We start from the raw sequence: 24,856 nt of genomic DNA on the forward strand, positions 1-24,856 counted from the left end.
CCGTCAGCCCTTCAACGTGCCCTTCGCCGCGATCACGGCGGTGGCAAGCCCGCTCTTCAGCAGCGATCCCGCGATGAACGGCACCACGCCGGTCGCCAGCGCAATCTCCGGCGTCGTCAGCATCGCCAGCCACGCCCCGCCCATCGCCAGGATCAGCGCGTGCAGCCCCAGGAAGCCCGCAAAGCGGAGCCCATGCCCGGCCACGCTATGAGCTTTCGGCAGGTACCCCGCCAGGAACGCCGCCACCGGGAAGGCAAACAGGTAGCCCGCCGTCGGCCCGGTGAACGCGATCAGTCCGGCCTTGCCCCACGCCAGCACCGGCGCCCCGGCCAGCGCAAGGCCGAGCCAGGCCATCACCACCGCCGCACCCGCTCTCGGGCCCAGCACCACCCCCATCAGCACCACCAACAGCGTCTGCATCGTCACCGGCACCGGCGCCATCGGCAGCGCCACATGGGACGACACGGTCAGCGCCGCGATCCCCGAAACGCCAATCAGCAGGGGCCGCAGCACGGGATGGCTCAGCGGAGGGGAAAGGGACTGCGACATGGAAAAAGCCTTCTGCAAATGACACGCGTTCATCCTCCCCCCACCCGCCAAGGTCAACCCGCCCCAAAATGTAAAAAGCTGGAATCCCTCGCTCTAAGCCCCCTCTCCCCTGGGAGAGGGGCTTGGGGGTGAGGGGGAGTGACGTCTGATCTTGTTGATCTGGGGTGATGCTGCGCCCCCTCATCCCCAACCCCTTCTCCCTGAGAGAGAAGGGGCTTGAAGGCGCCTTATGCAACACCAAATCAGCCCAAACGCCAAAAATCCCCATACGGATCAAAGCCCGAAAAGAAAAATCAGAAAACTTGCGCTACACCCCCAACACCGGGGTTACACTCCTCCCCATGATCCCGATGCGCGCCCTCCGAGCCAACCCGCACTTCGCGCCCCTGTTTGCGCATGTGCATGCGCTGTGCTGGCCGATCCTGTGGTGGTCTCTCAACCGGCTGCTGCGGTGGTATGCAAGCTCGGGCTATGAAGAGATCCTCTACGGCACAACCCCCTGGGGCTATGTCTACATCGCCTATCTCGGCGACCGGAAATCCGATCCCTCAGCCTACAGACCATACGAACTCACAAAACCTCGCTGGGATGACCCCGTGTGGAGCACCAACGTGCCCACGCCTCTCCTCGCCCTCACCACAGCCGAAACGCTGCGGCCCTGTCCCCATCCTCCCCTGCGCAGCGGGGGAGGTGTCGGCCTGCGAAGCCTCTGGCGTAGCAGGCTGACGGAGGGGGCCTGCACCCTCTCCTCCATCCCCAACACCTCCTAGGCCCTTGTCATCCCGGCGAAAGTCGGGACCCAGAGGCAGCCCCCGCGCACGCCTCAAGTCTGGGGCCTGGCTTTCGCCGGGATGACAGGAAATCGAGTTCAGGAAAAACCCACCGGCCGGGAACCCCCGCGTCCGGGCATTCGTGCTGCGCTCAATACCTGACGCCCCACGAGCAAGGCGCGCAGGTGCCGCGGGCTTCAGCCCGCGATCAGCACCGGGCAAAAACCAAAAAAACTTCAGCCCCGCTTTAGGAAACTCACCCGCGCCGCACCGTAATCGCGCGCTTCGATCACCGTCCAGCCGGTAAACATCAGCGCCTCGTCCGAGCCCGTCTCGACCACGGCGACCGCGTCCTCGCTCAGCCACTTGCCCGCCACCAGGCATTCCAGCGCCGGCTCCGCCAGCCACTTGTGATAAGGCGGATCGAGGAAGGCGAGGTTGAACGGCGCGCCGACGCCTGCGGGCTTCTCGCCGAGGTCGGTCGCCGAGCGGCGGTGCAGCCGCGTGTTCCCGAACAGGCCCAGCGCTTCGATATTGTCGCGGATTGCGCCGCGCGCAGCGTGGTCTGTTTCGACGAACAGGCAGAAGGCCGCGCCCCGGCTCATCGCCTCAAGACCGAGCGCGCCGGAGCCCGCGAACAGGTCGATCACCCGCGCGCTCTCCAGCGCCGGGGCCCAGTCGGCATGAGCGAGAATGTTGAACACGCTCTCCCGCGTCCGGTCCCCGGTCGGGCGCGTGCCCATCCCCTTCGGCGCCGCGAGGCTTCGTCCCTTGTGCTGTCCGGCAATGATGCGCATGGATGGGCCAATAGGCGAGCGCGCGGAGAATGGGAAGGGATGGCAGATTTTCCGGATGTCGAAACGCGGCTTATGCATGTCGGCGTTCCCGCGGCGATGGCTTCGGAGATTGCTGCCGAGGTCCCGGATATCAGGACCGCGACCCGGACTCGGAATGGTCTCGCCGCTGTCGTTGTCCTTGCTGCGTTCGTCGTCTTGGTCTTTCTGATGCCTGCCTTTCTGATGCTTGGTTCCTGGCTGGGCCGAGGCGGGCAGGAATGCAGGATCGGAAATTTCGGAACCACTGAGATTGCGATGCTGCTTCAACTGAATGCAATCTTTTCAGGTGTTCTTCTGGTGCAATGGCATTGGCTGAAGAGAGCAACCCACCGCACACGGATGCGCTTTCTCGCTGCCAGATTGCTTATGTTCTACAGCATGGGTGTCGGCCCTGCGCCGATGCAGCGCCTACTGGAAAAGTATCCGGAAACACGATCCGCCGATGATGTGCTGCGCATCGACCTTGCCCAAAGAATCCGGTTTTGGAGCTGGGGCTGGACCGGCATTCAGGCTGCAGCGCTGGCCTTTCTGTTGATTGCGCCACGGGTTTGCGCCTGACCCTGCGCCACGGCTTGCCTTCCCCAATGACAGCAGCCCGATCCTCCGCGCAAACAGGAGCCCGCCCATGTCCGCCACGGTCAAAATCGAAAACGACATCGCCCTCGTCACGCTCGACGATGGCAAGGCCAATGCCATCAGCCTGGACCTGCTCGGCGCCGCGAATGCCGCGCTCGATGAGGCTGAAGCGAAGGCGAAAGTCATCGTCCTCGCCGGCCGGCCGGAGCGGTTCTCGGCAGGCTTCGATCTCAAATTCCTCGCCTCCGCCGATCCGGTAAACCGCGCCAAGCTGGTGAACGGCGGCGGGCGCCTCGCGCTGCGCCTCTTCACGTCGGACAAGCCCGTCGTCATCGCCTGCACCGGCCACGCCATCGCGATGGGCGCCTTCCTGCTGCTCGGCGGCGACACGCGCATCGGGGGGCGCGGCGCCTACAAGATCGGCGCGAACGAGACGGTCAACGGCATGACCCTGCCGCCTTTCGGCGTCGAGCTGCCGCGCGCCCGGCTCAATCCGATGTATCTCACCGAGGCCCTCGCACAGGCGCGCCTCTACACGCCGGACGAAGCCGTGCCCGTCGGCTGGCTCGACCGTGTGGTGGAGCCGGGCGAGGTGATTGATGCCGCGATGGCGGAGGCTGAACGCCTGCTGCCCATCGCCAACGCAGCCTATGGCCGCAACAAACGCCTCGCCCGCCAGCCCACGATAGACCTGCTGACGCCGACTCTGGCGGGATAATACCTCGCGGCATTGAACCGCGCCGCGAAATCCCTAAGTTGCGTTCTCATTCGGGGGCCGGGAGGCGGCATGCAGAGACACACAGTCAGTTCCGGCTCGCCGTTCGAGGGGGAGATCGGCTTTTCGCGCGCGGTGCGTGCCGGGCCGCATGTTTGGGTCGCGGGCACGGCGCCGATTGGCGCGGATGGCAAACTGGCGGGTGAGGGCGATGTCTACCGCCAGACGCAGCGCTGCCTCGAGATCATCGCGCAGGCGCTCGAAGAGGCCGGTGCCTCTCTGCAACATGTCGTCCGTACACGGGTGATGCTCACCGATATCTCGCAATGGCGCGAGGCCGGCCGTGCGCATGGCGAAATATTCGGCAATATCCGCCCGGCCTGCACCTTTGTCGAAGTCAAAGGCTTTATCGACCCCCTATGGCTGGTCGAGCTGGAAGCAGACGCGGTGGTGCCATGACCTCGCCTATGGCCCGCGCGCTTGAGCTTGCCCGCGCTGCCGCCGAGGCGGGCGAGGTGCCGGTGGGCGCTGTCATCGTCAATCCGGTGACTGGCGAGATCATCGCCGAGGGCGCGAACCGTCCCATTGCCGGCCATGATCCGACCGCGCATGCCGAGATCATCGCCATCCGCGACGCCGCCGAACGCCTTGGCAATTACCGCCTCACCGGTCTCGACCTCTATGTCACGCTGGAGCCCTGCGCGATGTGCGCCGGCGCGATCAGCTTTGCGCGCATCCGGCGCCTCGTTTTCGCAGCGGCGGACGAGAAAGGCGGCGCGGTGCTACACGGGCCGAAATTCTTCGAGCAGCCGACCTGCCACTGGCGCCCGGAAATCCTTCAGGAATTTGCCTCCGCCGCCGAGGCTGCCGGGCTTTTACAGGAATTTTTTCGCTCGAGACGAAAATAAATTATTGCTGTACAATAATTTCTTGCGTATACGACCTCCATATTCTGGAGGCTGAGCCATGTCCGAACCCGAAATCCGCGAGACACGCGCCGAAAACCTGCGCGAGACGGCCTGGCTGTCAGTAGCAGCGATCGTGGTATTCGTCCTGCTCCTGCTCTCGGTCCTGGCCGATGTGGGCGGGCGCGTTAGCCATCTGGTGGTGACCCGTGAGAACTGGCTGGACGTGCTGAACGCTTTCCTGATCGCTCTGCTGGTCAACCTGCCCACGCTGATCCTGCTCGGTGTACTGACGGACTTCTCTGACCTGTTCAAACGCACGGGCGAGGGCGAAGTGTTCACGCAGAGAAACCTCCGTACACTGCGCAATGCCGGCTCGGGCCTGATCTGGGCAGCGGCGGCAAGCGCGCTGATCGTTCCCAACGTGTTGCGCTGGATCGAATTGAAAGGCGGCGGGGGCTTCCTGTGGCAGGCGAACGACCTTGCCCTCGGCGTCGCGGCCATGGGCATTGCCATCCTAGGTCTCAGCCACGTCTTTGCAGAAGGTATCCGCATCAAGACGGAAAGCGACCAGATCGTCTGATGGCCAACGAAATCATCGTCACGCTGGATGTCATGCTCGCCCGCCGCAAGATGCGGGCGAAAGACCTTGCCGCTGCCGTAGGCATTACCGAGGCGAACCTGTCGCTCCTGAAGTCCGGCAAGGTCAAAGGCGTCCGCTTCGATACGCTGGCGAAGCTTTGCGAAGTGCTGGACTGCAAACCGGGCGACCTGCTCGATTTCGGGCCAGCGCCGTAAGCGGCAATCTGCCAAATATTTTTGCCTGACAGCAAAGGGCTGGCGCGGCCCCCGCCCGGCATGATTAAATCCCCTGTAATCCGGCAAGGGGGTGGTTCATGGAGCATGCAGCGGTCAACGGTCACGGGCCCAGCCCGACCCTGATCAAGGACCTGCTGGTGTTCCTGATTGCCACCGGCATCCTCGTGCCGGCCCTGCGCGCGCTGAAGGTTCCCGCAGTCCTCGGCTTCATGCTGGCGGGCATCGCCCTAGGCCCTTTCGCGCTCGGCAATCTCGCGCATGACTATCCCGTCCTCGAATTCTTCTCGATCACGACACCGGAAGCGGCGCTGCCTTTTGCCGAACTCGGTGTGCTGTTCCTCCTCTTCCTGCTGGGCGTGGAATTCTCCTTCCAGCGACTCTGGGCGCTTCGCCGGGTCGTGCTCGGGGCCGGCAGCCTTCAGGCGCTCGTCAGCGCGGCGGTCATCGCCGGCATCGGCCTCGCCTTTGGTCTCGACCTGCCTGTGGCGATGATCCTCGGCTTCGCGCTTGCGCTGTCGTCCACGGCCATCGTCATGCAGGTGCTGATCGAGGCCAAGCGGGCGGCGCAACCGGTCGGCCGCTCGACCCTCGGTGTGCTGCTGTTCCAGGACATCCTCGTCGCCCCGATCCTGATCTTCGTCGGCTTCGCCGCGATGAAGACCGAAGCGAACATGGCGGGCGTGCTGCTCGACGCGCTTGTGCGCGGCCTCATCGCCATCGCCGTGATCTGGTTTATCGGCAACTATCTCTTGGGCCGCGTCTTTCGCCTCGCCGCGGCGAGCGGCGGGCGCGACTATCTGATGGCGCTGACCCTTCTGACGGTCGTTGGCGCCGCCGCCATCACCTACAGCGCCGGGCTCTCGCTCGCGCTCGGCGCCTTTCTCGCGGGGCTTCTGGTCGGGGAGACGGAGTTTAAGCACCAGACCGAAGTCGACCTCGAACCCTTCAAGGGCCTGCTGCTCGGCCTGTTCTTCATGACCGTCGGCATGAGCCTCGACCTGCCGGCGATTGAAGACAACATCGTCTACATCCTCGCCGGCCTCGCCGCGATGATCGCGCTGAAATTCATCATCGCCTATATTGCCTGCCGCCTGTTTGCAGGCGGCGGCCATCCGCTGGCACTGGAGGCAGGCCTGCTGCTCGCGCCGGCCGGAGAGTTTGCGTTCGTCATCCTGACAGCGGCGCAGACAAGCGGCGTGGTGACGGCAGACGTGGCAACCTTCGCCGGCGCCGTGGCGGGCCTCTCGATGATGACAACGCCGATGCTCGCACGCCTCGCCCGCGCGCTTGTGGGCAAGCGTCATGCGTCAGACGAAGGCACGCCGGATCTCGATCTCAGCCACCTCTCCGGTCATGTCATCCTTGCCGGCTATGGCCGTGTCGGCCAGTCGGTCGCCCGCCTCCTGCAGGATGAGGAGGCGACCCTGCTCGCGCTCGACCGGGAGCCGGACAAGATCCGCCTTGCGCGTCAGGCCGGGATACATGCTTATGTCGGTGATGCGGCGCGCAAGGAATTCCTCGCCGTCTGCGAACTCGACACGGCGGCGATGCTGATCGTTACGGTGGACGATGCCGAGCGCGCCGCCGCGATGGTGCGGGCTGCGCGCGAGCTTTGCCCCGGCCTCACCATTCTCGCCCGCGCACATGACGGCGATCATATGGCGCAGCTGCGCGAAGCGGGCGCGGCGCATGTCGTGCCGGAGGCCATCGAGTCCGGCCTGCAGATGGTGCAGATCGCTCTGGAAGTCTTCGGCTACGATACCGAAACCGTCCGTGACCGGATTGCCCAGGCGCGCGACGAGGAATACCGCAAGGCGTGAGGCTCAAACCCCTGCCGACACTTCGACGATCACGCGGCGCAGCCAGCTGATGGCGGGGTCTTCGCTCTTTTCACGCCGCCAGTAGAGCACACTGCCGAGCAGCGGCGTATCGAAGGGAAGGTCCTGCACGGCAAGGCCGGTCGCCTCCGCCATCGGGCGCGGCGCGACGAGGGCAAGGTCGGTAACGCGCACCACTTCGATGGCCGGCTGGTGGCTGGTCACGCGCAGCACTGGTGTGATGCGGATACCGGCGCTGCGCGCAATCTCCTCCACCAGGCTGCGGCCCTCGCGCCGGCTGGACACGGCGATATGACGCAGCGAGGCAAAGCGTTCCGGTGTCAGGCGTTTGTTCGCCAGCGGATGATCCTGCGCCAGCATGCAGGCATAGGGCGTCGTGAACAGCGGCTGGCGGTCCATGTCGACCCCGCGCAGTTCGGGCACATCGATGGCCACATCCAGCCGCCCCGAGGCGAGGTCGCCGGAGATCGCGGAGCGCACGGTCTGGCTCCAGGTGACACGCACGCCCGGCGCTTCGGCCTGCATCCGCCGGGCAAGGGCGGGGGCGATCATATAGACGCTGGCATCACGCGCGGTGATGTTGAAGACGCGCGTGGAGCGCGCCGGATCGAACTCCGAGCGCGGCTCAAGCCCCACCCGAAGCCGGTCCAGCGCTTCGCGAACGGCCGGCATCAGGGCCTCTGCCATGGCTGTCGGTTTCACGCCGCGCCCTTCGCGCACGAACAGCGGATCCTCGAAATGGGCTCTCAGGCGTGACAGCGCGTTGCTTACCGCCGGCTGTGTGAGGTGCAGAGTTTCGCTTGCCCGCGTCAGGCTGCGCTCTGTGTAGACGGCTTCCAGAACCGGCAGGAGATTGAGATCAAGGCTGCGCAGGTTCATCGGAGGGGTAAATTCCATATATCACTGACAGTGATGAATGGATTTCATAAAATAAAGTATCAGAATAGTCGAGTCTGCAGCATAATAGGCGGTGAAGTGGAGTTCCGGCATGAAAGCCGTGTTACAGCCATCCCGCCGCCTTCAGCAGTACCGCAGGTCGCGGTCCGGTGAGGCGAGCTTTGACCGTTCGCTGGAAGCTGACATCGTTGACGCGCTGGACCAGCTCGCAGCCGCAGGCAAATCGGAACAGGTCGAGCGCGACCGGCGAAAACTCGAACGCTCCCGCCGCACGATCTATCTCGGCCTACCCCAGCGCACGAACCAGCATGTAGGCGCACACGGCAGTTACCAGCCACTTCATCCACGCCTTGAAGTTCACATCGTTCATGGCGTCGAGGACCTTGCCGCCCAGCGTGGTGCCGGTCATCGACAGGGGAATAGCGGCGAGGATCAACCAGGCGGGCGGCAAGCCATCAATTCCGGCAGCGGTCACTACCGGAAGGCTCCAGAACACGATCTTCACGAGATGCGAGAGGGTCTGGGTGGTCGCCTCGGTCGCCACGATGGCCTGCCGGGTCATGTCGGTGCGGATAAAGAACAGCTGAACCAGCGGCCCGGCCACCCCCGCCAGCGTGTTCAGGCCCTGCGCAACGAATCCGGCGAACTCCGCCTGACCCGGAAGGCGGGCATCGAGACGAATCCAGCTGCGCGGAATCCAGACGAAGACCGCAATCGTGCTGATCAGGAAGTAGACGACCTGCTTCTCTGGCCGCCAGGCGAGCCAGAACAGGATCGCCATCGCAAAGGCAGAGCCAAGCGCGTAGCGGCGAAAAACCTGCCAGTTGATGTGGCCGCGCAGCCGGAAGGCGCGGTAGCCGTTGGAGACCATCTGGACAGTGCCGTGCATGACCATAGCGGCCGCCAGAGGCAGCAGACTGGTGAGCACCGCCATCAGGATCAGGCCGCCAGCGAGGCCGAAAATACCGGAAATGAAAGCGGTGACCAGCACCGTGGCAAGGATCAGAAAGGCCGAGAGCGGACTCATTCCGCGCGCTCTAGCGCAGTTCCTTCCCCTGCGCGAGAGCTTGGGAAAGCGTTTGCGCTGCCCCGGCGGTCTCAGCTAGGCTGAGCGCAGGAAACGGCCCGTAGATTTCAGGAATACCGAAGAGGAAATGACCCATGGCTGACACTCAGCACACCCCCGACGCCTATGCCGAACTCAACGACCTGCGCATGTCCGAAGCGGTCCGCCCGCTATACGAGCATGTGAAGCGGTTCATCGACGAGACTGTGAACCCGATGAGCGTCGAGTTCCACCGCCTCGGCGAAGGCAACAAGGACATCTGGACCTACGCCCCCGGCCAGCTCGAATGCCTCGAGAAAGCCAAGGACGAAGCCAAGAAGCAGGGCCTTTGGAACTTCTTCCTGCCGGATGCCGAAACCGGCGAAGGCCTTTCGAACCTCGACTATGCCTATATCGCGGCCGAACTCGGCAAGAATCCGATGGCGTCCGAAACGATGAACTGTTCGGCGCCGGACACCGGCAACATGGAGGTGCTGGAGCGCGTCGGCACGCCCGCCCAGAAAGAGAAGTGGCTGAAGCCGCTGCTCGAGGGCAAGATCCGCTCGGCCTATGTGATGACCGAGCCGCACATGGCCTCGTCGGACGCCAAGAACGTGTCGATGAAATGCGAACTCGACGGCGACGAATATGTGCTGAACGGCGAGAAGTATTACGCCTCCGGCGCGGGTGATCCGCGTTGCCGCATCATGATCGTGATGTGCCGGTCGAACAATGGCCCGGACGTCAACCGCCAGCAGAGCCAGATCCTCGTGCCGCTGCCGCATCCTGGCGTGACGATTGTCGGCCCGATGCATGTGTTCGGAGAGCCGGATGCGCCGCATGGCCACATGCACCTGCGCTTCGAGAACGTCCGTGTACCGAAGGAAAACATGCTGCTCGGCGAAGGCCGCGGCTTCGAGATTTCGCAGCTGCGCCTTGGCCCCGGCCGTATCCACCACTGCATGCGCTCCATCGGTCAGGCCGAACGCGCGCTCGATCTGATGTGTATCCGCGGCCTCAGCCGCGAAGCCTTCGGCAAGCCGCTGGCGAAACTCGGCGGCAATACCGAGATCATCAGCCGCGCACGGATCGAAATCGAAGCGATGCGCATGATGGTGCTGAAAGCGGCGAAAGCGATGGACGTGCTCGGCAACAAGGAAGCGCGCATCTGGATCTCGATGGTGAAGGCCATGGTGCCGGAGCGCGTCTGCACGATCATCGACCAGGCGATCCAGATCCACGGCGCCACCGGCGTGTCGCAATGGACCCCGCTCGCACGGATGTATGCCAGCCAGCGTACGCTGCGCCTCGCAGACGGGCCGGATGAAGTCCACCACATGGTGGTCGGCCGTCACGAACTGCGCAAGTACGAAGGCGGCGTCGAAGACCCGTCGCTGGCCGCTATCTGGCGCAAGTAAGCTCCAGCCTGCCGATGCAGGCTAACGTATGACTCCCGGCAGAGGCTCAGCTTCTGCCGGGATTTTCATGTCCGGGGTCAGGCCGCCTTGCCGCCGAACGGCAGGCGGATGAGATTTTTCCACCACTGGCGCCATTTCCAGGCACGGCGGAGCTTCGCATTCGAGGGCATGTCCATCGCGCCGCGCGGGACGAGCATGTCATTCATGCGCGGCTGGTAGCGCCGGATCAGGTCTTCCTCTATCCGCTCGCGATCCTTTCCGCTTCGTACACTGAGGATATGCCGCTCGGTCGCGCCGCGTTTCCACCAGGCCTCCCACCAGCGTTCATGCCCGTAGAGGCGCGAGCGGAAATCGGTGGCCTTGCCGATATAGAGCGGCTCGAGGAAAAACACGAAGCGGCGGCGCACGAAGATGTAGATGCCGCCGCCGCGGTCCGGAATGCCGCCGCGCGTCAGCGTGATCTTGAAGCGATAGGTCTCGCCCGTCTCGCCATACCAGACATGCCAGCCGAAGATGATCAGGCTGAAAGGAAAGATATTGAAGAGTGACATGGTCGCTGTGTCCCGGTCCCTGCGGATGCAGGCCCGGGCAACCTCGCTGGCGCCGGTTAACAGCGCATTAACTGTTGGCCGGCGCGCCCGTCAGGCGGGCAGCATGTGCACATACACTTCGTTGAGCGTGATCTTTCCGTCCTGCACGAGGCAGAGATCGAAGCCGCGCATCGCGCCATCCTTGCCGTTCTCGCCGATGGCGCAATACCAGCGCCCGCAGAAGCCGCCGGGGATGGGCCAGGTTTCGTCCGGCGTGTAGATCATCTTCGGCGTGGAGGCGAAGAGGCCTTCGAGATAGGGGCGCAGCTGGATATGGCCGGTGATCCCGGCGGCGGTGTTGTTGTCCTTGTAGACCGTGGTCTCGCTGTAGAAGCCGAGCAGCGTGTCTACATCCTTGGCGCTCCAGGCGGCGAGCCAGTCGGCATTGAAGCGGGCGATATCGAGGCTCATGCGGTTTCCAGTCCGAGCACGCGGGCGCGGTGTGCCTCGGTGAAGATTTCTGCGGGCGCATTTTCCGGGCCGGCCATGATGGCAACGCCGTGCAGGCCGAGGGTCGGGTCGGCGGCCTTGCGCTCATGATAGAGGCGGCGGCGCTCGCGGGCGGTTTCGCCGAATTCCATATCGAGCGCAGCCTGAATCTGGCCGGCAAAGCGCAGGCGGCGCATGCGCTCGGCGCGTTCCTCTGCATACGGAGTGAAATCCGGTGCCTTGCCGGCGGGCGTTTCCTTGAGGATGTCGGACACCATCCGCACATCCCGGTAAGTGATCGACAGGCCAAGGCCGTTGATCGGATCATTCCAGCCGGCTGCATCGCCGATGAGGACGCAGTCTTCGGCGAAGGGCTCGTCCGTCCAGCTGTCATTGTTGAAATAGGAGAAGAGCGGCCCGGCGGGTGTGCCTGCGGCGAGGGCGGCATTGTCCGGCGCGCAGTTCATGCGGAAGGCTTCGAGGAAACGCTGCGCGCCGCCTTCGCCGGCAAAGCGGCCTTTCTCCTCGAGTGCATAGCCGCCATAGACGCGCACCCGGCCATTGCCTTGCGGGAAGGCGAGGAAGCCGAAATTGTCTTCCGTGCCGATGGCCTGCCGGGTCGGGTTCCAGCCTTCGACATTCTCAATCAGCAGGCCGGCGAACCAGTGATGCGGTTTGTCCTGATGCAGGGGAATTCCGGCCGCGGCGCGCACTTCGGACTGGCGCCCTTCCGCGCCGACAATCAGCGGTGCGTGCGCCGTGCGGCTTTCGCCCTTGTGCGTGAAGGTGACGGACGGTGTTTTGCCCGTGATGATCTTCTCGATGACAACCGGGCGCAGGCTTTCGGCGCCCGCTTCGCGCGCGGCATCGTAGAGCGTCTGGCAATGGTGCGGGTGGCCGAGGCAGAGCGGGCCGGGCACATCCGGCGCGAAGATGCCGAGCGGAAGGGCCGCCTGCTCGCACTCTTCCGGCGCGAGGTTTTCATCATAGGTGACATGGTCGGTGATATGATGGCCGCCGGCCTGCATCAGCGTGTCGTAGAGGCCGATACGCCGTGTCTCGGTGACGCCCCAGGGCGCGATCCATTCGCCGCGCACACGGTCTTCATACCGCTCCGACTTTTCCAGCAGCAGCACCTTGCGTCCGGCGCGCGCCATCACGGCGGCCAGCGCGCCGCCCCCGACGCCGCCGCCAACGATGATCAGGTCGTAGGACATGCGCGTTTCCTCCGGAGGAAGATTAATGCCGGAGAGGCGCGGCTGGCAAACCCTGACGTGGGGGATGGTCAGCCGGCCTGCAGCGCGGCGCGCACCGGGGCGAAGCTGATACGGTGGATGGGCGACGGGCCGAGGCGGGCGAGCGCTTCGGCATGGGCGGCGGTGCCATAGCCCTTGTGCTGGCTGAAGCCATAGCCGGGATGGGCCGCGCAGAGGGCTTTCATCTGGCCGTCGCGGTGCGTCTTGGCGAGGATCGAGGCGGCGGAGATGGCGGGCTCTGTGAGGTCGCCCTTGATGATGGCGCGCGCGGGCGCGGGCAGGGATCTCGGCAGGGCGTTGCCATCGATGAGGATTTCGCCGGGCACAGCAGAAAGCGCGCGCGCGGCGCGCGTCATGGCGAGGAAGGTGGCCTCGCGGATGTTGAGGCGGTCGATCTCCTCCGGCGTGGCTTCGGCGATGGCCCAGGCGAGGGCGCACTCGCGGATCAGCGGAGCGAGCCGGTCTCGCGCCGCTTCAGTGAGTTTCTTGGAATCGGTGAGGCCGGGGATCGGCCGCGCAGGATCAAGGATCACCGCCGCCGCAGTCACCGGCCCGGCCCAGGGGCCGCGGCCAGCTTCATCGATACCGCAGGTGAGGAACGCGTTTCGCATGGCCTGAAAGGCTAACCGGGAGTCGGTGCGGGAGGCTATAGGCGCAGCGCATTGACGGGCGACTGGAGCGGGCGTATCCGTCCCCGCCATGATCATCAATCGCGCCCCCAAGCAACAACAGACCCGCCTCCGGGCGGCGCGGGCGTGCGGGACGTGGCGACAGGGCAGCTGACCCCCGCCTTCCCTGAATGACCCGATGCCCGCCCGGATTTCCGCGGCGGGCTTTTTCTTTTTACGATGAGGACTTTCCAGAATGATGACGGATGACGAGATCGAGACGGTGGCACGCGCCATGATGGCCTGCACTCTGCCAAAAGCAGGCTGGACGCACGCGGCGCATTTTGCGGCCGCGCTCTGGCTGCTGCGGGAGCGGGGCGAGACGGCGGCGCGGGCGGAGATGCCGGGGCTGATCCGGCGTTACAATGAGTCCGTAGGCGGACGGAATACCGAGACGGAAGGCTATCACGAAACGATCACGCAGGCCTCGCTGACTATGGCGGCGCGGGCGCTGGCAGGGGCGGGCGAGGCGCCGCTCAGCGACGTGCTGGCGGCGCTGATGGCCGGGCCGTGCGGCAAACCCGGCTGGATTCTCGCGCACTGGTCGCAGGAGGTCCTGTTTTCGGCAGAGGCGCGGCGCGCATGGATTGCGCCGGACCTTGCGCCGCTTCCCGCAGGGTGAGGGCTGGCCTTGCGCCGGGCGCTCGTCCAGCATGGTGCAAACGGAGGAGCGGATATGGACCTGGGGCTGAAGGACAAGGTGATCTTCATTGCAGGCGCGAGCCGGGGCATCGGGCATGGGATTGCCGAAGTGCTGCTGGAGGAAGGCGCGAAAGTGGCGCTGACGGCGCGGGGGCCAGAGGCGTTGGAGGAGACGCGGGCGGACTTCGCAAAACGCTTCGGCAAGCACAAGGTGTGGAGCTTTGCTGGCGACCTGACGCAGACCGCGCCGATCGAGGCCGCGCTGGCGGCGTGCGAGGATCAGTTCGGGAAGATTTCAGGCGCGGTGGCCAATGTCGGCCTGTCGCCCTCGCCGCTCGGTTTCGATGTGACGGATGAAGACTGGCAGGCGGGGCTCGACCAGAATCTCAACTCCGCCTTCCGCCTCGCGCGCGGCGCCATTCCGCGCATCGCGAAGAATGGTGGCGGCAGTTTCCTGTTCATCAGCTCGATTGCCGGCCTCGCGGCACTCGGCACACCGCTGATCTATGGCGCGACCAAGGCGGCCGTGAACCATCTGTCGACCTCCGGCGCGCGTTTCACCGGCGAGACGAATGTCCGTGTCAATACAATCGCCCCGGGCAACATCATCTTTCCCGGCAGCACATGGGAAAAACAGTCCACCGGCCCGCGGGCCGAGGCGTGGTGGCGCTGGATCAAGCGCGAAGTGCCGATGAAACGCTTCGGCCAGCCGCGCGAGATTGGCGATGCGGCGGCCTGGCTCCTGTCGGAGCGGGCGAGCTTCGTGAACGGTGCGGTGTTGGCTGTTGATGGCGGGCAGACGCGCTAGCCCGCCTCTTCCCCGTTGACTCTGGCGGATCACCGGTGGACGGTCTTGCCTTGATTGAGGAGGATTTCCCATGCGCCGCGTCTTGTCTGTTCTTGCCATTTCCGCCCTGATTGCGCTGCCCGGCCTGCCGGCGGTGGCGCAGGGCATGGAGCGGATGATGGTGACCTCCAACCGCGTGGAAGAAAGCGCCCGCGTGCGTGCGCCAGCCGTCTACCGCCAGATCCCGGCGGACTTCGTGATGGTGGCGCTGACCTATCAGAGTGCGACGCGTGACACGGCCGAGCGGCGCAAGGAACTGGAGACGATGTTCAACAAGCTGAAGGCGAAGGCGGACAAGACTGCCGGCTTCAGCCTTGCGGGCGGGACGCTCGGCCAGTCGATGTCGGATATCAATACGGTGCTGTTCACGGACGTGTTCACCACCGATTATTCCGGGACCGGACGATTCACCCTGACGCTGAGCATCGACACGCGCGAAGGCGAATCCTTCGAGGCGCTGATGAAGCGGGCCGACCAGTTCGTGAAATCCATCGAGACTTCCGGACGCGCGGAAGCGTATCTCGGCGACAGCCAGTTCATCGGCGCGCGCGATGTGGCCAAGCACCGGGCGGATCTGGTGGCCGATATTGCAACCGAAGTGCGTGGCCTGCGCGAGCTGTTCGCGCCGGCGCGGGTGTCGCTGACCGGGCTCGAGAGCCGCATCATCACGCAGCCCTCCGGCCCGCTGGTGCTGGAGATTTTCATTCCCTACACGCTGCGTGTGGAGAGCGGGGAATAAGGTTCAGAACGGCACGTTCGGATCATCTTCGCCGGTCTTGCCCAGCGCGAGGCCGGCGAAATCGAACACACCGGCATCATGCAGGTGGCTGGTGCGGACATTGGCGAGGGCGCGGGCCATGACCTGGCGCACGCCGGGCTTCTTGCGCTCCCATTCATCGAGCAGGTGCTTCATCGCGACGCGCTGCAACCCGTCCTGACTGCCGCAGAGATTGCACGGGATGATCGGGAACTGCATCGCCTCGGCGAATTTCGCCAGATCGGTCTCGGCGGAAGTGATCAGGGGACGGAACACCATCACGTCGCCCTCATCGTTCAGCAGCTTCGGCGGCATCGCGGCGAGGCGCCCTCCATGCACGAGGTTCATCATGAATGTCTCGAGCGCGTCATCGCGGTGATGGCCAAGCACGATGGCCTCGCAGCCTTCCTCGCGGGCGACACGGTAGAGAATGCCGCGGCGCAGACGTGAGCACATGGAACAATAGGTGCGCCCCGCCTCGACCTTTTCGGTGACGATGGAATAGGTGTCTTCGGTGATGATCCTGTGCGGCACGCCGATCTTCGCGAGCCAGTCTGGCAGGATGTGCTTCGGGAACCCCGGCTGGCCCTGATCGAGATTGCAGGCGATGAGATCGACCGGCAGGGCGCCCTGCCAAGCCAAATCCATCAGCACGGCGAGCAGGCCGTAGGAATCCTTGCCGCCGGACAGGCAGACGAGCCATTTCGGGCGCAGCTTTTCGCCCGTTTCGATGGCGCGCCGGTCGAGGAGGCTGTAGGTGTCGATCACTTCCTGCGCGCCGCGCACGAGACGTTTGCGCAGCTTGCGGAAGCTGACCGAGTCTGGCGCGTCGGCAAAAAGGTGCGGCGAGGAAGTGAGCGTATCCGGCATGGTGCGAGGATGTGCCATGAGGGGCGGGGGGCTGCAAGGGTGGTGGGTGCGCGGGCGACCGGACGCGGGGGGGAGCCGGCCGGTTTCTGTTTCTGAATTTTCGGAGCTCATCCTGAGCGAAGTCGAAGGATGGGCATGTGCCGCAGCAATGGCGAGCCCGCTCTATCCTTCGACTTCGATCAGGATGAGCTGCTCGGCGGCAGCGACTGGAGCGCTGGGTCCCGGCTTTCGCCGGGATGACAGGGGGCTAGGATGTGTCGAGTGAGGTGAGGGCGCAGGCCCCCTCCGTCTGGCCGCGATGCGGCCATCCACCTCCCCCGCTTCGCAGGGGAGGATGGGGATGGGGCCGCAGCGTTTCGTTTGTGATGAGGAAGGGGGTAGGCACGTTGGTGCTCCACACCGGGTCATCCCAGCGCGGGCGTTCAAGTTCGTAGGGTTTGTACGCTGACGGGTCGGGTTTCTTCTGGCCGAGATAGGCGGGGTAGACGTAGCCCCAGCGGGTCGTGGCAAGGAGGACGTTTTCGTAGCCGCTTGTGTCGTACCAGAGGAAGATGCGGTTGAGGCTCCACCAGAGGACCCACCAGCATAACGGGTGAACGTGCCGGAAGAGCGGCGCGAAGTTGGGATCGCTTCGGAGCTGGCGCATCGGGATCATGGGCGGGAACATAACCCCGCCTGTGGGGGTGTAGCGTAAGTTTCCTGCGATTTATTTTCGGGCTTTGATCCGTATTGGGATTTTTCCCGTTTGGCCTGATTTGCTGTTGCGTAAGCCGGGTTGGGGAAACCAGCGGAGGGGGAGGTGTATGGGGGCCAGCCCCTCATCCCCAACCCCTTCTCCTCATGGGAGAAGGGGTTTCTAACGTTGTGTCCTTCGCAGCCGTTGCAGGCGATTCCAGCTTTTTACAGGTTATTGGAGGCCGGCGCCGACAACCGGTTTGAGTTTGATCTTTTCTTTCGGGGCGCCGAAACACTCGCCGCGTTTGAGGGTGATCTTCGAGGGGAAGCCCTTCTTGTGGAACTTCACTTCGACGGCGCCCCAGCGGTCCCATTGCATGCCGTCTGAGGCGATGATCGGGACCGGGCAGCTTTTGCCGACATAGACGGGTTCGACCCAGTAACCGGTGAAGGTGCCGCGGTCCTCGTAATTGCCGCCGAGGCCGGGCACGAAGATGTAGGATTGTTCGACGCCCATGACGGGCGTGTAGGCGAGGACGGCGGTGGTGCCGTCGTCGCGCAGGTAGACGACCTGGTTGCCGCTGGGCAGGGACCAGACTTCGTCGGCGGCAGCAGCGAGCGGCGCGGCGGCCAGGATGGCGGCGGCGATAAGGGTGCGGAACATGGGTTGGGGTCTCCTCCTGAGAGGGGATCAGCTAAGCCTGACTGCAAAAAATTGATAGATGGATTCTGAGGGGATCAGACGGCGCGGCCCCTGAGGCTGGTGAGCCAGGGCAGGAGGGCGGCATTGACCTCTGCGGGGCGTTCCTGCTGGGTCCAGTGGCCGCAGCCGGGCAGGACGACGGCCGTTTCGAGGTTCGGCACGGCGGGGCGCATCTTGGCGATGGGATCGGTGACCATGCCGAAGCCGTTGAAGGCGGGGTCTTTGTCGCCGGCGATGAAGCAGGCGGGCTGCAGGATCGTCCGTCCCCGGAAGGGGCTCAGGAATTCGAAATCGCGCGTGTGGTTGCGGTATCGGCTGATCGGGCCGAAGAGGCCGGAGCGGCGGAATTCGGATTCGTAATAGTCGAGGTCGGCTTCGCTCATCCAGGCGGGCATTGTTTCCGGCACGGTGAGGCTGTCCATCAGTTTGGCGGCGGAAGGCAGGCCGAGTTTCCAGTCGCCCTCCTTCGCGTCGCCGGAGATGGAATAGTAGAAGCCGGCAAGGAAGCGGCGCAGGCCAGCTTCGAGATCGGCTTCGGCGCGGCCGGGGCGACGGAAATAGGACTGGTAGAAAAAGCGGTCGCGGTCGTCGAAGACGCGTTTGATGACATCGTCGAAGGAAAATTCCGGGGCGCCGTAGAAGGGCACGGAAAGGGCGGCCACGGCGGCGATGCGGTCCGGGTGGAGGAGGGTGGTGTTCCAGACCTGCGGGGCGCCCCAGTCATGGCCGATGAGGATGAAGGGTGCGTCCGGCGAGAGCACGGCGCCGACGCCGAGAATGTCGGCGATGAGGGCTTCCATCCGGTAATCGGAAACTTCGGGAAAGCGCGTGGAGCCGCCATAGCCGCGCACGTCCATCGCGGCGGCAGTGAAACCGGAGGCTGCAATGGGGCCGATCTGGTGGCGCCAGGAATACCAGCTTTCCGGGAAGCCGTGGACCATGAGGACGAGGGGGCCGGTGCCTTCGAGCGCGACGCGGATGGCGGCTTCGCCGGTGTGGAGGGTGCGGAATTCGGGCATGGCGGGGCCTCCGGCAGTTGGCGGGCAGGTTGCGACGGCGCAGGCAGGCGCGCAAGCGCCGCCGCCGGGGAAGGCCTTGCCGGCGCGCGCGGAGCAGGCTTCAGTGGCAGCAAGCGGCGGAGGGATTTGCCATGCTTGAGCTGATGATGACGCCTGTTTTCTGGGGGTCGCTCGCCACGCTGACCTTCCTCGAGATCGTGCTGGGGATCGACAATATCCTGTTCATCTCGATTGCTACCGGCAAGCTGCAGGGCGCCGAGCGGCAGCGGGCGCAGCGGATCGGCATCTGGGGCGCGATGGCGCTGCGGATCCTGATGCTGGGGCTGATCTTCTGGATCATCCAGCTGGAGAGCCATGCGCTGTTCCATGTATCGCCGGACATCGCGCTGATCCTGGCGGCGGGCGATCCGAAAGTGGCCGAACATATCGGCGAGTTCACGATGAAGGACCTGATCCTCCTGGCAGGCGGATTGTTCCTCTTGTGGAAGGGCACGCAGGAAATCCACGCCTCCGTGGAAGGACGCGGGCATGAGGAGGCGGCGGCGAAGACCGCGTTCGGCGCGGTGATCGTGCAGCTGTTCGTGATCAATATCGTGTTCTCGCTGGACTCGGTGATCACCGCCATCGGGATGACCGATGTGCTGGTGATCATGGTGGCGGCGGTGGTGCTGTCGACCATCGTGATGGCGGTGGCGGCCAATCCGCTGGCGGACTTTATCGGGCGTCATCCGACGACGAAGATGCTGGCGCTGGCGTTCATCCTGCTGGTGGGCGTGGCGCTGGTGGCCGACGGGCTCGGTTTCCATATCCCGCGCGGGTATCTCTACTTCGCGATTGCTTTCTCGCTGGGCGTGGAACTGTTGAACATCCGGGCCGGGAAGAACAAGGCGAAGGCGGCGGCCGGAGGGCATTGAGGAGGCGGGTGGAAGCTCGCTGAATTTGAGACGGGGTGAGAGGGCGCGCCCCCTCACCCCAACCCCTCTCCCAAGGGAGAGGGGCTGAAGGGATGGAGGAACAGATGACGGCGCATCATATAAAGTTCGAGAAACGGGATGACGGGATTGGCATCCTGACGATTGACCGCGCGGAGAAGCGCAATGCGATGACCTATGCGATGCTCGCGGCGTTCATCGGCAAGGTGCGGGAAGTGGCTGAGGATGATACCGTCCGTGTGCTGATCGTGACTGGGGCGGGCGGGACGTTCTGTGCAGGCACGGACCTGGCCGACCTGTCGACCATTCCGGGCGAGACGCGCGGCGTGCGTGGCGAGGCGCATGAGAATGATGTCTGGTGGCCGCTGGTGTCGTGCCCGAAGCCGGTGATCGGGGCGATTGACGGCTTTGCCGTGGGTATGGGGGCGGAGTTTTCGAGCCAGTGCGATGTGCGCATCGTCACGGACCGCGCGCGCTTTGCGTGGAACTTCGCGCACCGGGGCCTCGTGCCGGATACGGGGGCGGGCAGCTGGCTGTTGCCGCGCCTGATCGGGCATTCACGCGCGCTGCGTTTGCTTTACTCGGGCGGGTTTCTCGAGGCGTCGGAGGCGAAGGAGATCGGCTATGCGAACGAGGTGGTGGCGCCGGAGGCGCTGATGGACGCGGCGATAGCCGAGGCGAAGCGCTATCTCGTGTCCTCGCCCTTCTCGATCCGCCACATGAAGGCGCTGGTCTATGAGGGTCTCGCGCGCGAGTTGCCGGAGCACATGAAGGCGCATGTGACGGCGCTGTCGGCCTGTTTCAAATCGGCCGATCACAAGGAGGGGGTGGCGTCGTTCCTCGAGAAGCGGCCGGCGAAGTTTACGGGAACCTAGGAGCCGTCGATGGATGAGGATCTCGTGGTCATCCCGTTGCCTCTGGAGGCAGGCGGGGTCACCTATGCCATCGCGCGGCTGGTCGAGGTCGGCGGCGAGCCGTTTGCCGAGGCCATGCACGCGGTGCCGGGCACCACGTTTGCGCCGCCGCGCCGCATCTCGCTGTCGCGCTATGCACTCGCCCGCATCCGCCCAGGCAATGCCGAGCGCCCGGACCTTTACCTGTACGAGGGCATGATCCTGCCGCGTCCGCGCGAGGGGCATAACTGATCCCGCGCCGGCCGGCCGGATCAGCCCATTACAAACGCATTCAGTTTGTTGCCGTCGGGGTCGCGGAAGTAGCCGGCGTAGAAGGTGTCGCCGCGGGGGCCGGGCGGGCCTTCGCAGGTGGCGCCGAGGCTGATGGCGAGATCATAGAGGCGATGAACCTGCGCCTTGTCCTTGGCCTGCAGTGCAACCATCACGCCGTTGCCGACGCTCATCGGCTTGCCATCGTGCGGATAGCAGAGGCCGATGCCGGCGCCGCCTTCGGGCGTGCCCCAGGCGATGAAATTGTCCATCGTGAACATGCGCGGCGTGCCGAGTTCGGCGGCGATGGCATCATAGAATTTTGCGGCGCGGGCCAGGTCCGTCGTGCCGAGGGTGACGTATCCGATCATTTTTGATCTCCTTCTTGCAGAAAAGAACAAAAGCAGAACTTACAAGTCGTGTCGAGTCACATTTCAGTCGCGGGATTTGACGTAGGGCTGGCGGCGCGCTTCAAACGGCAGAGCGATAACGGAGTATGCCGATGACCCTTCCCAATGCCTATGCGATCCGGGTGCATCAGACCGGGGGGCCGGAGGTGATGGTGGCGGAGGCGGCGCCGCCGCGCGCGCCGGGGCCGGGCGAGGCGCTGGTGCGCCAGACGGCGGTGGGGGTGAATTTCATCGACACCTATCACCGCACGGGGCTGTACAAACTGCCGCTGCCATTTGTTCCGGGGTCGGAAGGTGCAGGCGTGGTCGAGGAGGTCGGCGAGGGCGTGACGCATCTGGGGCCCGGCGACCGGGTGGGCTATGTCGGGCGCGGTACTTACGCGACGCATTATACCGGGCCGGCGGCAGGCATGGTGGCGTTGCCGGCGGCGATCAGCGATGAGGAGGCGGCCGCCGTGATGCTGAAAGGCATGACGGCGTGGATGCTGCTGGAAGAGATCCGTCCACTGAAGGCCGGCGAGACAGCGCTTGTCTGGGCGCCGGTCGGCGGGGTCGGATCACTGCTGACGCCCTGGGCGAAACATATCGGCGCGCGGGTGATCGCGGTGACATCGAGCGCGGCGAAGGCGGAGCGGGCGAAAGCACTGGGTGCGAGCGATGTGGTTGTCGGTTATGACGATGTGGCGAAAAAGGTCCGTGAGCTGACGGGTGGCAAGGGCGTGGATGTTGCCTATGACAGCGTGGGCAGGATTTCGGCGGAGGCCTCGCTGTCGAGCCTGAAGCCGCGCGGCTGGTTCATCTCGTATGGCAATGCATCCGGGCCCGCCGATCCGATCCCGCCGGGGCGGCTGGCGGCGGGCGGCTCGCTGGTGATGACGCGGCCGACGCTGTTCAATTTCACGGACACGCCGGAAGCGCTGGCGCGGGCCTCGCGGCGGCTGTTCGGGCTATTGGCGGAAGGCGTGCTGGAGGCGGATATCGGCCAGCGCTTTGCGCTGAAGGATGCCGCCGAAGCGCACCTGGCGCTGGAGAGCGGGGGAACGAGCGGGGCGACGTTGCTGGTGCCGTGATGCGAATGGCGTTGGCGCATGCTGTTTCGGTGGCAGGGCATCCGGCGATCTTCATGCCGCTGGCCGCGGGTCTCAGCGCCGTGGTAGCGGGCGCGCCGGAAGACCTGACGCGCACGGTGCTGACGGTAGCGGGCGGCGCGGCGGCCGCGGTGATGCTTTACAGTTTCGTGCAGGTGCGACGAGGCAAATGGGCTGATACCGATGCTTCGGTGCCGGAGGAGCGCAGCGAGTTGAATCTCTTCCTGGCGCCGCTGCTGACTGCGGGGGCGGTATGGGCCTGGTGGAGCGCGCAGGCGCCGGAGATTGCGCTCGGCCTTGGGCTGTCGGCGGTGATCATTGCGACTTCGCTGGTGATGTCGCGGTGGGTGAAGCTGTCTCTGCATACAGCTTTTGCCGTGTTCGGGGCGGGGCTGTTCTGGCCGGAGATCCTGATAGTTGCGGCAGGCGCTGGAATGGCAGGGCTGATCGCCTGGTCGCGGTTGTATCTTCGGCGACATACGCTTGCGGATGTGAACATGGGGGCTGGAGCGGGCGCGTTGGCAGCGGCGGCGTTCCACATCCTGCCGGCGGTGTGAAGCCCCCTTGATTGCGCCTCAATCCGGGAGGAGGGTGGGGTGTCTTGGAGGAACAGGAAATGAGACGTGTTCTGATGATCCTGATGACGGCCGGGCTGGTGGCCTGCGCGCCGGAAGCAGTGGAGGTGCCGGCAGAGGTGGTGGAGGTGGCAGAAGTGGCCGCGCCGGCGACGCTGGATGAGTTCCATGCCTCGATGGACTGGCAGGCGGGGCCAGGCGAGACGCTGGAAGCGGATTGTGCCAACGCGGTGCATACGCTGCTGCGTCCCGGAGGGCGGGCGGCGGCGCTCAGCGCGCTGCAGGCGGCCGGGTATGAGTGTATCTACGGCGAGGCGCACGAGGATTATCCCGAGCCCGCCGCGCAGTGCACACGCAGCTTTGCGACGCGCGCCTGCCAGTTCGACTGGGAAGTGTTCGTGACGAGCGATCCGGCGCGGCCGGACAGTGTGGAGACTACGGATTCGAGTTTCCGGCGCGACTGTGTGGGCACGGCGGATGACTGGCCGGACGCGATGGAATCCGCGATTGATGACCAGTTGGCACCGCCGCCTGCACTTGAGCCTGAGCCGGTCTGACACGGGCTGCTGACGCCTGCTGGACGGGCGCGGGGCGATTGTTAGGTTGGCGGCAGTTGAGGACGTGAAGGGGACGCCCGATGATTCGAACGATGATGGCGGCTGCAGCGATGCTGGCGGCGATGCTGCCAGCCGCGGCAGAGGCGCCGGCTGCGCCGCCCGCGCTGGCCGAGGCGATGAAGTATTTCTATGTCGTGGTGCCCGCCGACGTGAACACCGGTAACCTCGCAACGGAAGTGCGCCGCAATGCGGACGGCACGAACCAGCGCCATGTGGTGATTGCGTACATTGATGCCGAGGACGCGAAGACGGAAACGGTTGAAGCGGGCTTGGCCGAGCGGACGGAGGGACGCCTCGTCAACGGCGCTGATCTCTGGGCTGCGACCGGCGGCGATGTGATCTGGCGCACGACCGCGGCGAATGCGGCGATCTCCAACACCTCGCGCGGCGAGCCGCCTTCGTTCTACATCACGCAGGGCGATGGCAGCATGGTGACGCAGGAATTCGATGGCGAATTCAAGGTCGTGTTCTATCTCGATGCTGAAGAGGCCGACCGGGTGAAGACGGAAATGACCGACTTCCTGGCAACGCAGGGACAGTCTGCGGCCCTCAATGTGGTTGTGGCCGATTTCTCCAAGGTGATCGGGGCGATTCGGGATGGCAGGTTGCAGGCGGTGCGTATTGCATCGTCGCCGAGCGTGGTGCGCTGGTCGATGCAACGGGAAGCGGGTGCGGTGCTGATCCGCGACTACAAGAGCGAGATGGACGAGGCGTTCGATGCTCTGGCAACTTTTGTGTTTGAATAGGGCGTAAAATGAAATTCCTTGTACTGATGGCCGGGATCGCGGCCCTTGCTCTGACAGGCAGCATTACCCCGGCGCAGGCGGAAGACGCCCCGCGGGCGCAGGCCGAGAGCGCGGGGCTGGCAGAGCTGCGCCGCGCGCTGGACGGGTTTCTGGTAATCCTGGCGATTGATCCGGAGAGCGAGGAAATCCTGCAGGTGAGATCCGAGCCGGGCGGTGTCGAGATCGTGAGGCCGCTGGTCTATATTGATGCCGAGGCGGCGTATCAGGATTGGCTCGGCGGCGGTATTCCGCAGACCCATGCGGTGGTGGCGGCCAATGCCATTGACGTGATCATCGAGACGCAGGGCGCGGCCGTCTGGATGGGGCAGGATCATGATGCGGCAATGGCGCAGGCGCGCATCGACCAACCGGCGCTGTTCTATGTGACCGATGCGGAAGGCGAGCCCGTGATGCACAACTTTGAAACCGGCGCCCGCATGCCATTGTTTGTGCGCCATTCGG

The 24,856-nt window shown here is 64.9% G+C and carries 33 protein-coding genes; 20 read left to right on the forward strand and 13 right to left on the reverse strand.

Annotation, left to right across the window (positions count from 1 at the left end; genetic code table 11):
- Positions 1 to 3: 3 nt before the first annotated feature.
- On the reverse strand, positions 4 to 549 hold the full coding sequence (locus tag ACK4TE_RS01505; protein WP_409909697.1) for a biotin transporter BioY: 546 nt from the start codon (positions 547 to 549) through the stop codon (positions 4 to 6).
- Positions 550 to 899: 350 nt separating this feature from the next.
- Here ACK4TE_RS01505 and ACK4TE_RS01510 point away from each other — a divergent pair, with 350 nt between their 5' ends.
- On the forward strand, positions 900 to 1,319 hold the full coding sequence (locus ACK4TE_RS01510) for a hypothetical protein (protein WP_409909698.1): 420 nt from the start codon (positions 900 to 902) through the stop codon (positions 1,317 to 1,319).
- 236 nt (positions 1,320 to 1,555) lie between these two features.
- Here the strand turns inward: ACK4TE_RS01510 and rsmD are convergent, their stop codons facing one another.
- Entirely contained in the window at positions 1,556 to 2,116 is a 561-nt protein-coding gene (gene rsmD, locus ACK4TE_RS01515) for a 16S rRNA (guanine(966)-N(2))-methyltransferase RsmD (RefSeq protein ID WP_409909730.1), read from the reverse strand.
- A 39-nt stretch (positions 2,117 to 2,155) separates the two neighbouring features.
- Between rsmD and ACK4TE_RS01520 the strand changes: the two genes are divergently transcribed.
- The 7 genes from ACK4TE_RS01520 (at position 2,156) to ACK4TE_RS01550 (ending at position 6,990) form a co-directional block, all read left to right on the forward strand.
- Entirely contained in the window at positions 2,156 to 2,713 is a 558-nt protein-coding gene (locus ACK4TE_RS01520; protein ID WP_409909699.1) for a hypothetical protein, read from the forward strand.
- A 67-nt stretch (positions 2,714 to 2,780) separates the two neighbouring features.
- Positions 2,781 to 3,449: a crotonase/enoyl-CoA hydratase family protein gene (locus ACK4TE_RS01525; RefSeq protein ID WP_409909700.1), complete on the forward strand. Its 669-nt coding sequence runs from the start codon at positions 2,781 to 2,783 to the stop codon at positions 3,447 to 3,449.
- A 69-nt stretch (positions 3,450 to 3,518) separates the two neighbouring features.
- Complete coding sequence (locus tag ACK4TE_RS01530; RefSeq protein WP_409909701.1) at positions 3,519 to 3,905, forward strand: RidA family protein; 387 nt, start codon at positions 3,519 to 3,521, stop codon at positions 3,903 to 3,905.
- Positions 3,906 to 3,913: 8 nt separating this feature from the next.
- Positions 3,914 to 4,354, forward strand: a complete 441-nt coding sequence (locus ACK4TE_RS01535) for a nucleoside deaminase (RefSeq protein ID WP_409909731.1) — start codon at positions 3,914 to 3,916, stop codon at positions 4,352 to 4,354.
- A 58-nt stretch (positions 4,355 to 4,412) separates the two neighbouring features.
- Entirely contained in the window at positions 4,413 to 4,934 is a 522-nt protein-coding gene (locus tag ACK4TE_RS01540; RefSeq protein ID WP_409909702.1) for a DUF2975 domain-containing protein, read from the forward strand.
- On the forward strand, positions 4,934 to 5,149 hold the full coding sequence (locus ACK4TE_RS01545) for a helix-turn-helix domain-containing protein (RefSeq protein WP_409909703.1): 216 nt from the start codon (positions 4,934 to 4,936) through the stop codon (positions 5,147 to 5,149). Before ACK4TE_RS01540 ends, ACK4TE_RS01545 begins: the two co-directional genes overlap by 1 nt.
- A gap of 98 nt (positions 5,150 to 5,247) precedes the next feature.
- Entirely contained in the window at positions 5,248 to 6,990 is a 1,743-nt protein-coding gene (locus ACK4TE_RS01550) for a cation:proton antiporter (protein WP_409909704.1), read from the forward strand.
- Positions 6,991 to 6,993: 3 nt separating this feature from the next.
- Here ACK4TE_RS01550 and ACK4TE_RS01555 read toward each other — a convergent pair whose 3' ends face one another.
- Together ACK4TE_RS01555 and ACK4TE_RS01560 are read right to left on the reverse strand one after the other, a co-directional pair.
- Positions 6,994 to 7,905 carry a LysR family transcriptional regulator gene (locus ACK4TE_RS01555; protein WP_409909705.1) on the reverse strand — a complete coding sequence of 304 codons (912 nt, stop codon included), beginning with the start codon at positions 7,903 to 7,905 and terminating at the stop codon, positions 6,994 to 6,996.
- Between the two features lie 286 nt (positions 7,906 to 8,191).
- Entirely contained in the window at positions 8,192 to 8,932 is a 741-nt protein-coding gene (locus ACK4TE_RS01560; protein WP_409909706.1) for a TSUP family transporter, read from the reverse strand.
- Positions 8,933 to 9,066: 134 nt separating this feature from the next.
- Between ACK4TE_RS01560 and ACK4TE_RS01565 the strand changes: the two genes are divergently transcribed.
- The gene (locus ACK4TE_RS01565) at positions 9,067 to 10,368 is read left to right on the forward strand and encodes an acyl-CoA dehydrogenase family protein (RefSeq protein WP_409909707.1); all 1,302 of its coding nucleotides are present in this window, start codon (positions 9,067 to 9,069) and stop codon (positions 10,366 to 10,368) included.
- 77 nt (positions 10,369 to 10,445) lie between these two features.
- On the opposite strand, the gene ACK4TE_RS01570 is transcribed toward ACK4TE_RS01565, so the two are convergent.
- From ACK4TE_RS01570 to rnhB, 4 genes are all read right to left on the reverse strand, one after another.
- The gene (locus ACK4TE_RS01570; RefSeq protein WP_409909708.1) at positions 10,446 to 10,919 is read right to left on the reverse strand and encodes a GIY-YIG nuclease family protein; all 474 of its coding nucleotides are present in this window, start codon (positions 10,917 to 10,919) and stop codon (positions 10,446 to 10,448) included.
- A 90-nt stretch (positions 10,920 to 11,009) separates the two neighbouring features.
- Positions 11,010 to 11,369, reverse strand: coding sequence for a nuclear transport factor 2 family protein (locus tag ACK4TE_RS01575; RefSeq protein ID WP_409909709.1), 360 nt, complete (start codon positions 11,367 to 11,369; stop codon positions 11,010 to 11,012).
- The gene (locus ACK4TE_RS01580; RefSeq protein ID WP_409909710.1) at positions 11,366 to 12,604 is read right to left on the reverse strand and encodes an FAD-dependent oxidoreductase; all 1,239 of its coding nucleotides are present in this window, start codon (positions 12,602 to 12,604) and stop codon (positions 11,366 to 11,368) included. The genes ACK4TE_RS01575 and ACK4TE_RS01580 overlap by 4 nt, the downstream gene beginning before the upstream one ends.
- A 68-nt stretch (positions 12,605 to 12,672) precedes the next feature.
- Positions 12,673 to 13,254, reverse strand: coding sequence for a ribonuclease HII (gene rnhB, locus ACK4TE_RS01585; RefSeq protein ID WP_409909711.1), 582 nt, complete (start codon positions 13,252 to 13,254; stop codon positions 12,673 to 12,675).
- Between the two features lie 253 nt (positions 13,255 to 13,507).
- On the opposite strand from rnhB, the gene ACK4TE_RS01590 reads away from it, so the two are divergent.
- The 3 genes from ACK4TE_RS01590 to ACK4TE_RS01600 all read left to right on the forward strand — a co-directional run bounded on the left by ACK4TE_RS01590 (position 13,508) and on the right by ACK4TE_RS01600 (position 15,539).
- Positions 13,508 to 13,933: a hypothetical protein gene (locus tag ACK4TE_RS01590; RefSeq protein WP_409909712.1), complete on the forward strand. Its 426-nt coding sequence runs from the start codon at positions 13,508 to 13,510 to the stop codon at positions 13,931 to 13,933.
- Between the two features lie 54 nt (positions 13,934 to 13,987).
- Complete coding sequence (locus ACK4TE_RS01595; protein WP_409909713.1) at positions 13,988 to 14,761, forward strand: SDR family NAD(P)-dependent oxidoreductase; 774 nt, start codon at positions 13,988 to 13,990, stop codon at positions 14,759 to 14,761.
- 70 nt (positions 14,762 to 14,831) lie between these two features.
- On the forward strand, positions 14,832 to 15,539 hold the full coding sequence (locus ACK4TE_RS01600) for a hypothetical protein (RefSeq protein WP_409909714.1): 708 nt from the start codon (positions 14,832 to 14,834) through the stop codon (positions 15,537 to 15,539).
- Between the two features lie 3 nt (positions 15,540 to 15,542).
- Here the strand turns inward: ACK4TE_RS01600 and ttcA are convergent, their stop codons facing one another.
- The 4 genes from ttcA to ACK4TE_RS01620 form a co-directional block, all read right to left on the reverse strand.
- Entirely contained in the window at positions 15,543 to 16,427 is an 885-nt protein-coding gene (gene ttcA / locus ACK4TE_RS01605; protein WP_409909732.1) for a tRNA 2-thiocytidine(32) synthetase TtcA, read from the reverse strand.
- A gap of 247 nt (positions 16,428 to 16,674) precedes the next feature.
- Complete coding sequence (locus ACK4TE_RS01610; RefSeq protein WP_409909715.1) at positions 16,675 to 17,094, reverse strand: hypothetical protein; 420 nt, start codon at positions 17,092 to 17,094, stop codon at positions 16,675 to 16,677.
- Positions 17,095 to 17,334: 240 nt separating this feature from the next.
- Positions 17,335 to 17,766: a hypothetical protein gene (locus ACK4TE_RS01615; RefSeq protein WP_409909716.1), complete on the reverse strand. Its 432-nt coding sequence runs from the start codon at positions 17,764 to 17,766 to the stop codon at positions 17,335 to 17,337.
- Between the two features lie 74 nt (positions 17,767 to 17,840).
- The gene (locus tag ACK4TE_RS01620) at positions 17,841 to 18,824 is read right to left on the reverse strand and encodes an alpha/beta fold hydrolase (protein WP_409909717.1); all 984 of its coding nucleotides are present in this window, start codon (positions 18,822 to 18,824) and stop codon (positions 17,841 to 17,843) included.
- Positions 18,825 to 18,955: 131 nt separating this feature from the next.
- Here ACK4TE_RS01620 and ACK4TE_RS01625 point away from each other — a divergent pair, with 131 nt between their 5' ends.
- From ACK4TE_RS01625 to ACK4TE_RS01635, 3 genes are all read left to right on the forward strand, one after another.
- Entirely contained in the window at positions 18,956 to 19,738 is a 783-nt protein-coding gene (locus ACK4TE_RS01625) for a TerC family protein (RefSeq protein WP_409909718.1), read from the forward strand.
- Positions 19,739 to 19,842: 104 nt separating this feature from the next.
- Positions 19,843 to 20,631 carry an enoyl-CoA hydratase/isomerase family protein gene (locus ACK4TE_RS01630; protein ID WP_409909719.1) on the forward strand — a complete coding sequence of 263 codons (789 nt, stop codon included), beginning with the start codon at positions 19,843 to 19,845 and terminating at the stop codon, positions 20,629 to 20,631.
- A gap of 9 nt (positions 20,632 to 20,640) precedes the next feature.
- Positions 20,641 to 20,901, forward strand: coding sequence for a hypothetical protein (locus ACK4TE_RS01635; RefSeq protein WP_409909720.1), 261 nt, complete (start codon positions 20,641 to 20,643; stop codon positions 20,899 to 20,901).
- A 20-nt stretch (positions 20,902 to 20,921) separates the two neighbouring features.
- Here ACK4TE_RS01635 and ACK4TE_RS01640 read toward each other — a convergent pair whose 3' ends face one another.
- Positions 20,922 to 21,290 carry a VOC family protein gene (locus ACK4TE_RS01640; protein ID WP_409909721.1) on the reverse strand — a complete coding sequence of 123 codons (369 nt, stop codon included), beginning with the start codon at positions 21,288 to 21,290 and terminating at the stop codon, positions 20,922 to 20,924.
- A gap of 131 nt (positions 21,291 to 21,421) precedes the next feature.
- Here ACK4TE_RS01640 and ACK4TE_RS01645 point away from each other — a divergent pair, with 131 nt between their 5' ends.
- From ACK4TE_RS01645 to ACK4TE_RS01665, 5 genes are all read left to right on the forward strand, one after another.
- Positions 21,422 to 22,399 (forward strand): quinone oxidoreductase family protein, encoded by a 978-nt coding sequence (locus tag ACK4TE_RS01645; protein WP_409909722.1) that lies wholly within the window; start codon positions 21,422 to 21,424, stop codon positions 22,397 to 22,399.
- A 5-nt stretch (positions 22,400 to 22,404) separates the two neighbouring features.
- A complete protein-coding gene (locus ACK4TE_RS01650; protein WP_409909723.1) occupies positions 22,405 to 22,974 on the forward strand; it encodes a hypothetical protein in 570 nt (189 codons plus the stop codon).
- 59 nt (positions 22,975 to 23,033) lie between these two features.
- On the forward strand, positions 23,034 to 23,549 hold the full coding sequence (locus ACK4TE_RS01655; protein ID WP_409909724.1) for a hypothetical protein: 516 nt from the start codon (positions 23,034 to 23,036) through the stop codon (positions 23,547 to 23,549).
- Positions 23,550 to 23,629: 80 nt separating this feature from the next.
- On the forward strand, positions 23,630 to 24,355 hold the full coding sequence (locus ACK4TE_RS01660; protein WP_409909725.1) for a hypothetical protein: 726 nt from the start codon (positions 23,630 to 23,632) through the stop codon (positions 24,353 to 24,355).
- Positions 24,356 to 24,363: 8 nt separating this feature from the next.
- On the forward strand, positions 24,364 to 24,856 hold a 493-nt coding region (locus ACK4TE_RS01665; protein WP_409909726.1), incomplete at its 3' end, for a hypothetical protein.

The sequence above is a fragment of the Hyphomonas sp. genome (genome assembly GCF_046313975.1).
Lineage (GTDB): Bacteria > Pseudomonadota > Alphaproteobacteria > Caulobacterales > Hyphomonadaceae > Hyphomonas.

Coding starts and splice junctions, on each gene's coding strand:
- ACK4TE_RS01505 (WP_409909697.1), bottom strand. CDS start 549: ATGTCGCAGTCCCTTTCCCCTCCGCTGAGCCATCCCGTGCTGCGGCCC.
- ACK4TE_RS01510 (WP_409909698.1), top strand. CDS start 900: ATGCGCGCCCTCCGAGCCAACCCGCACTTCGCGCCCCTGTTTGCGCAT.
- rsmD (WP_409909730.1), bottom strand. CDS start 2,116: ATGCGCATCATTGCCGGACAGCACAAGGGACGAAGCCTCGCGGCGCCG.
- ACK4TE_RS01520 (WP_409909699.1), top strand. CDS start 2,156: ATGGCAGATTTTCCGGATGTCGAAACGCGGCTTATGCATGTCGGCGTT.
- ACK4TE_RS01525 (WP_409909700.1), top strand. CDS start 2,781: ATGTCCGCCACGGTCAAAATCGAAAACGACATCGCCCTCGTCACGCTC.
- ACK4TE_RS01530 (WP_409909701.1), top strand. CDS start 3,519: ATGCAGAGACACACAGTCAGTTCCGGCTCGCCGTTCGAGGGGGAGATC.
- ACK4TE_RS01535 (WP_409909731.1), top strand. CDS start 3,914: ATGGCCCGCGCGCTTGAGCTTGCCCGCGCTGCCGCCGAGGCGGGCGAG.
- ACK4TE_RS01540 (WP_409909702.1), top strand. CDS start 4,413: ATGTCCGAACCCGAAATCCGCGAGACACGCGCCGAAAACCTGCGCGAG.
- ACK4TE_RS01545 (WP_409909703.1), top strand. CDS start 4,934: ATGGCCAACGAAATCATCGTCACGCTGGATGTCATGCTCGCCCGCCGC.
- ACK4TE_RS01550 (WP_409909704.1), top strand. CDS start 5,248: ATGGAGCATGCAGCGGTCAACGGTCACGGGCCCAGCCCGACCCTGATC.
- ACK4TE_RS01555 (WP_409909705.1), bottom strand. CDS start 7,905: ATGGAATTTACCCCTCCGATGAACCTGCGCAGCCTTGATCTCAATCTC.
- ACK4TE_RS01560 (WP_409909706.1), bottom strand. CDS start 8,932: ATGAGTCCGCTCTCGGCCTTTCTGATCCTTGCCACGGTGCTGGTCACC.
- ACK4TE_RS01565 (WP_409909707.1), top strand. CDS start 9,067: ATGGCTGACACTCAGCACACCCCCGACGCCTATGCCGAACTCAACGAC.
- ACK4TE_RS01570 (WP_409909708.1), bottom strand. CDS start 10,919: ATGTCACTCTTCAATATCTTTCCTTTCAGCCTGATCATCTTCGGCTGG.
- ACK4TE_RS01575 (WP_409909709.1), bottom strand. CDS start 11,369: ATGAGCCTCGATATCGCCCGCTTCAATGCCGACTGGCTCGCCGCCTGG.
- ACK4TE_RS01580 (WP_409909710.1), bottom strand. CDS start 12,604: ATGTCCTACGACCTGATCATCGTTGGCGGCGGCGTCGGGGGCGGCGCG.
- rnhB (WP_409909711.1), bottom strand. CDS start 13,254: ATGCGAAACGCGTTCCTCACCTGCGGTATCGATGAAGCTGGCCGCGGC.
- ACK4TE_RS01590 (WP_409909712.1), top strand. CDS start 13,508: ATGATGACGGATGACGAGATCGAGACGGTGGCACGCGCCATGATGGCC.
- ACK4TE_RS01595 (WP_409909713.1), top strand. CDS start 13,988: ATGGACCTGGGGCTGAAGGACAAGGTGATCTTCATTGCAGGCGCGAGC.
- ACK4TE_RS01600 (WP_409909714.1), top strand. CDS start 14,832: ATGCGCCGCGTCTTGTCTGTTCTTGCCATTTCCGCCCTGATTGCGCTG.
- ttcA (WP_409909732.1), bottom strand. CDS start 16,427: ATGCCGGATACGCTCACTTCCTCGCCGCACCTTTTTGCCGACGCGCCA.
- ACK4TE_RS01610 (WP_409909715.1), bottom strand. CDS start 17,094: ATGTTCCCGCCCATGATCCCGATGCGCCAGCTCCGAAGCGATCCCAAC.
- ACK4TE_RS01615 (WP_409909716.1), bottom strand. CDS start 17,766: ATGTTCCGCACCCTTATCGCCGCCGCCATCCTGGCCGCCGCGCCGCTC.
- ACK4TE_RS01620 (WP_409909717.1), bottom strand. CDS start 18,824: ATGCCCGAATTCCGCACCCTCCACACCGGCGAAGCCGCCATCCGCGTC.
- ACK4TE_RS01625 (WP_409909718.1), top strand. CDS start 18,956: ATGCTTGAGCTGATGATGACGCCTGTTTTCTGGGGGTCGCTCGCCACG.
- ACK4TE_RS01630 (WP_409909719.1), top strand. CDS start 19,843: ATGACGGCGCATCATATAAAGTTCGAGAAACGGGATGACGGGATTGGC.
- ACK4TE_RS01635 (WP_409909720.1), top strand. CDS start 20,641: ATGGATGAGGATCTCGTGGTCATCCCGTTGCCTCTGGAGGCAGGCGGG.
- ACK4TE_RS01640 (WP_409909721.1), bottom strand. CDS start 21,290: ATGATCGGATACGTCACCCTCGGCACGACGGACCTGGCCCGCGCCGCA.
- ACK4TE_RS01645 (WP_409909722.1), top strand. CDS start 21,422: ATGACCCTTCCCAATGCCTATGCGATCCGGGTGCATCAGACCGGGGGG.
- ACK4TE_RS01650 (WP_409909723.1), top strand. CDS start 22,405: ATGGCGTTGGCGCATGCTGTTTCGGTGGCAGGGCATCCGGCGATCTTC.
- ACK4TE_RS01655 (WP_409909724.1), top strand. CDS start 23,034: ATGAGACGTGTTCTGATGATCCTGATGACGGCCGGGCTGGTGGCCTGC.
- ACK4TE_RS01660 (WP_409909725.1), top strand. CDS start 23,630: ATGATTCGAACGATGATGGCGGCTGCAGCGATGCTGGCGGCGATGCTG.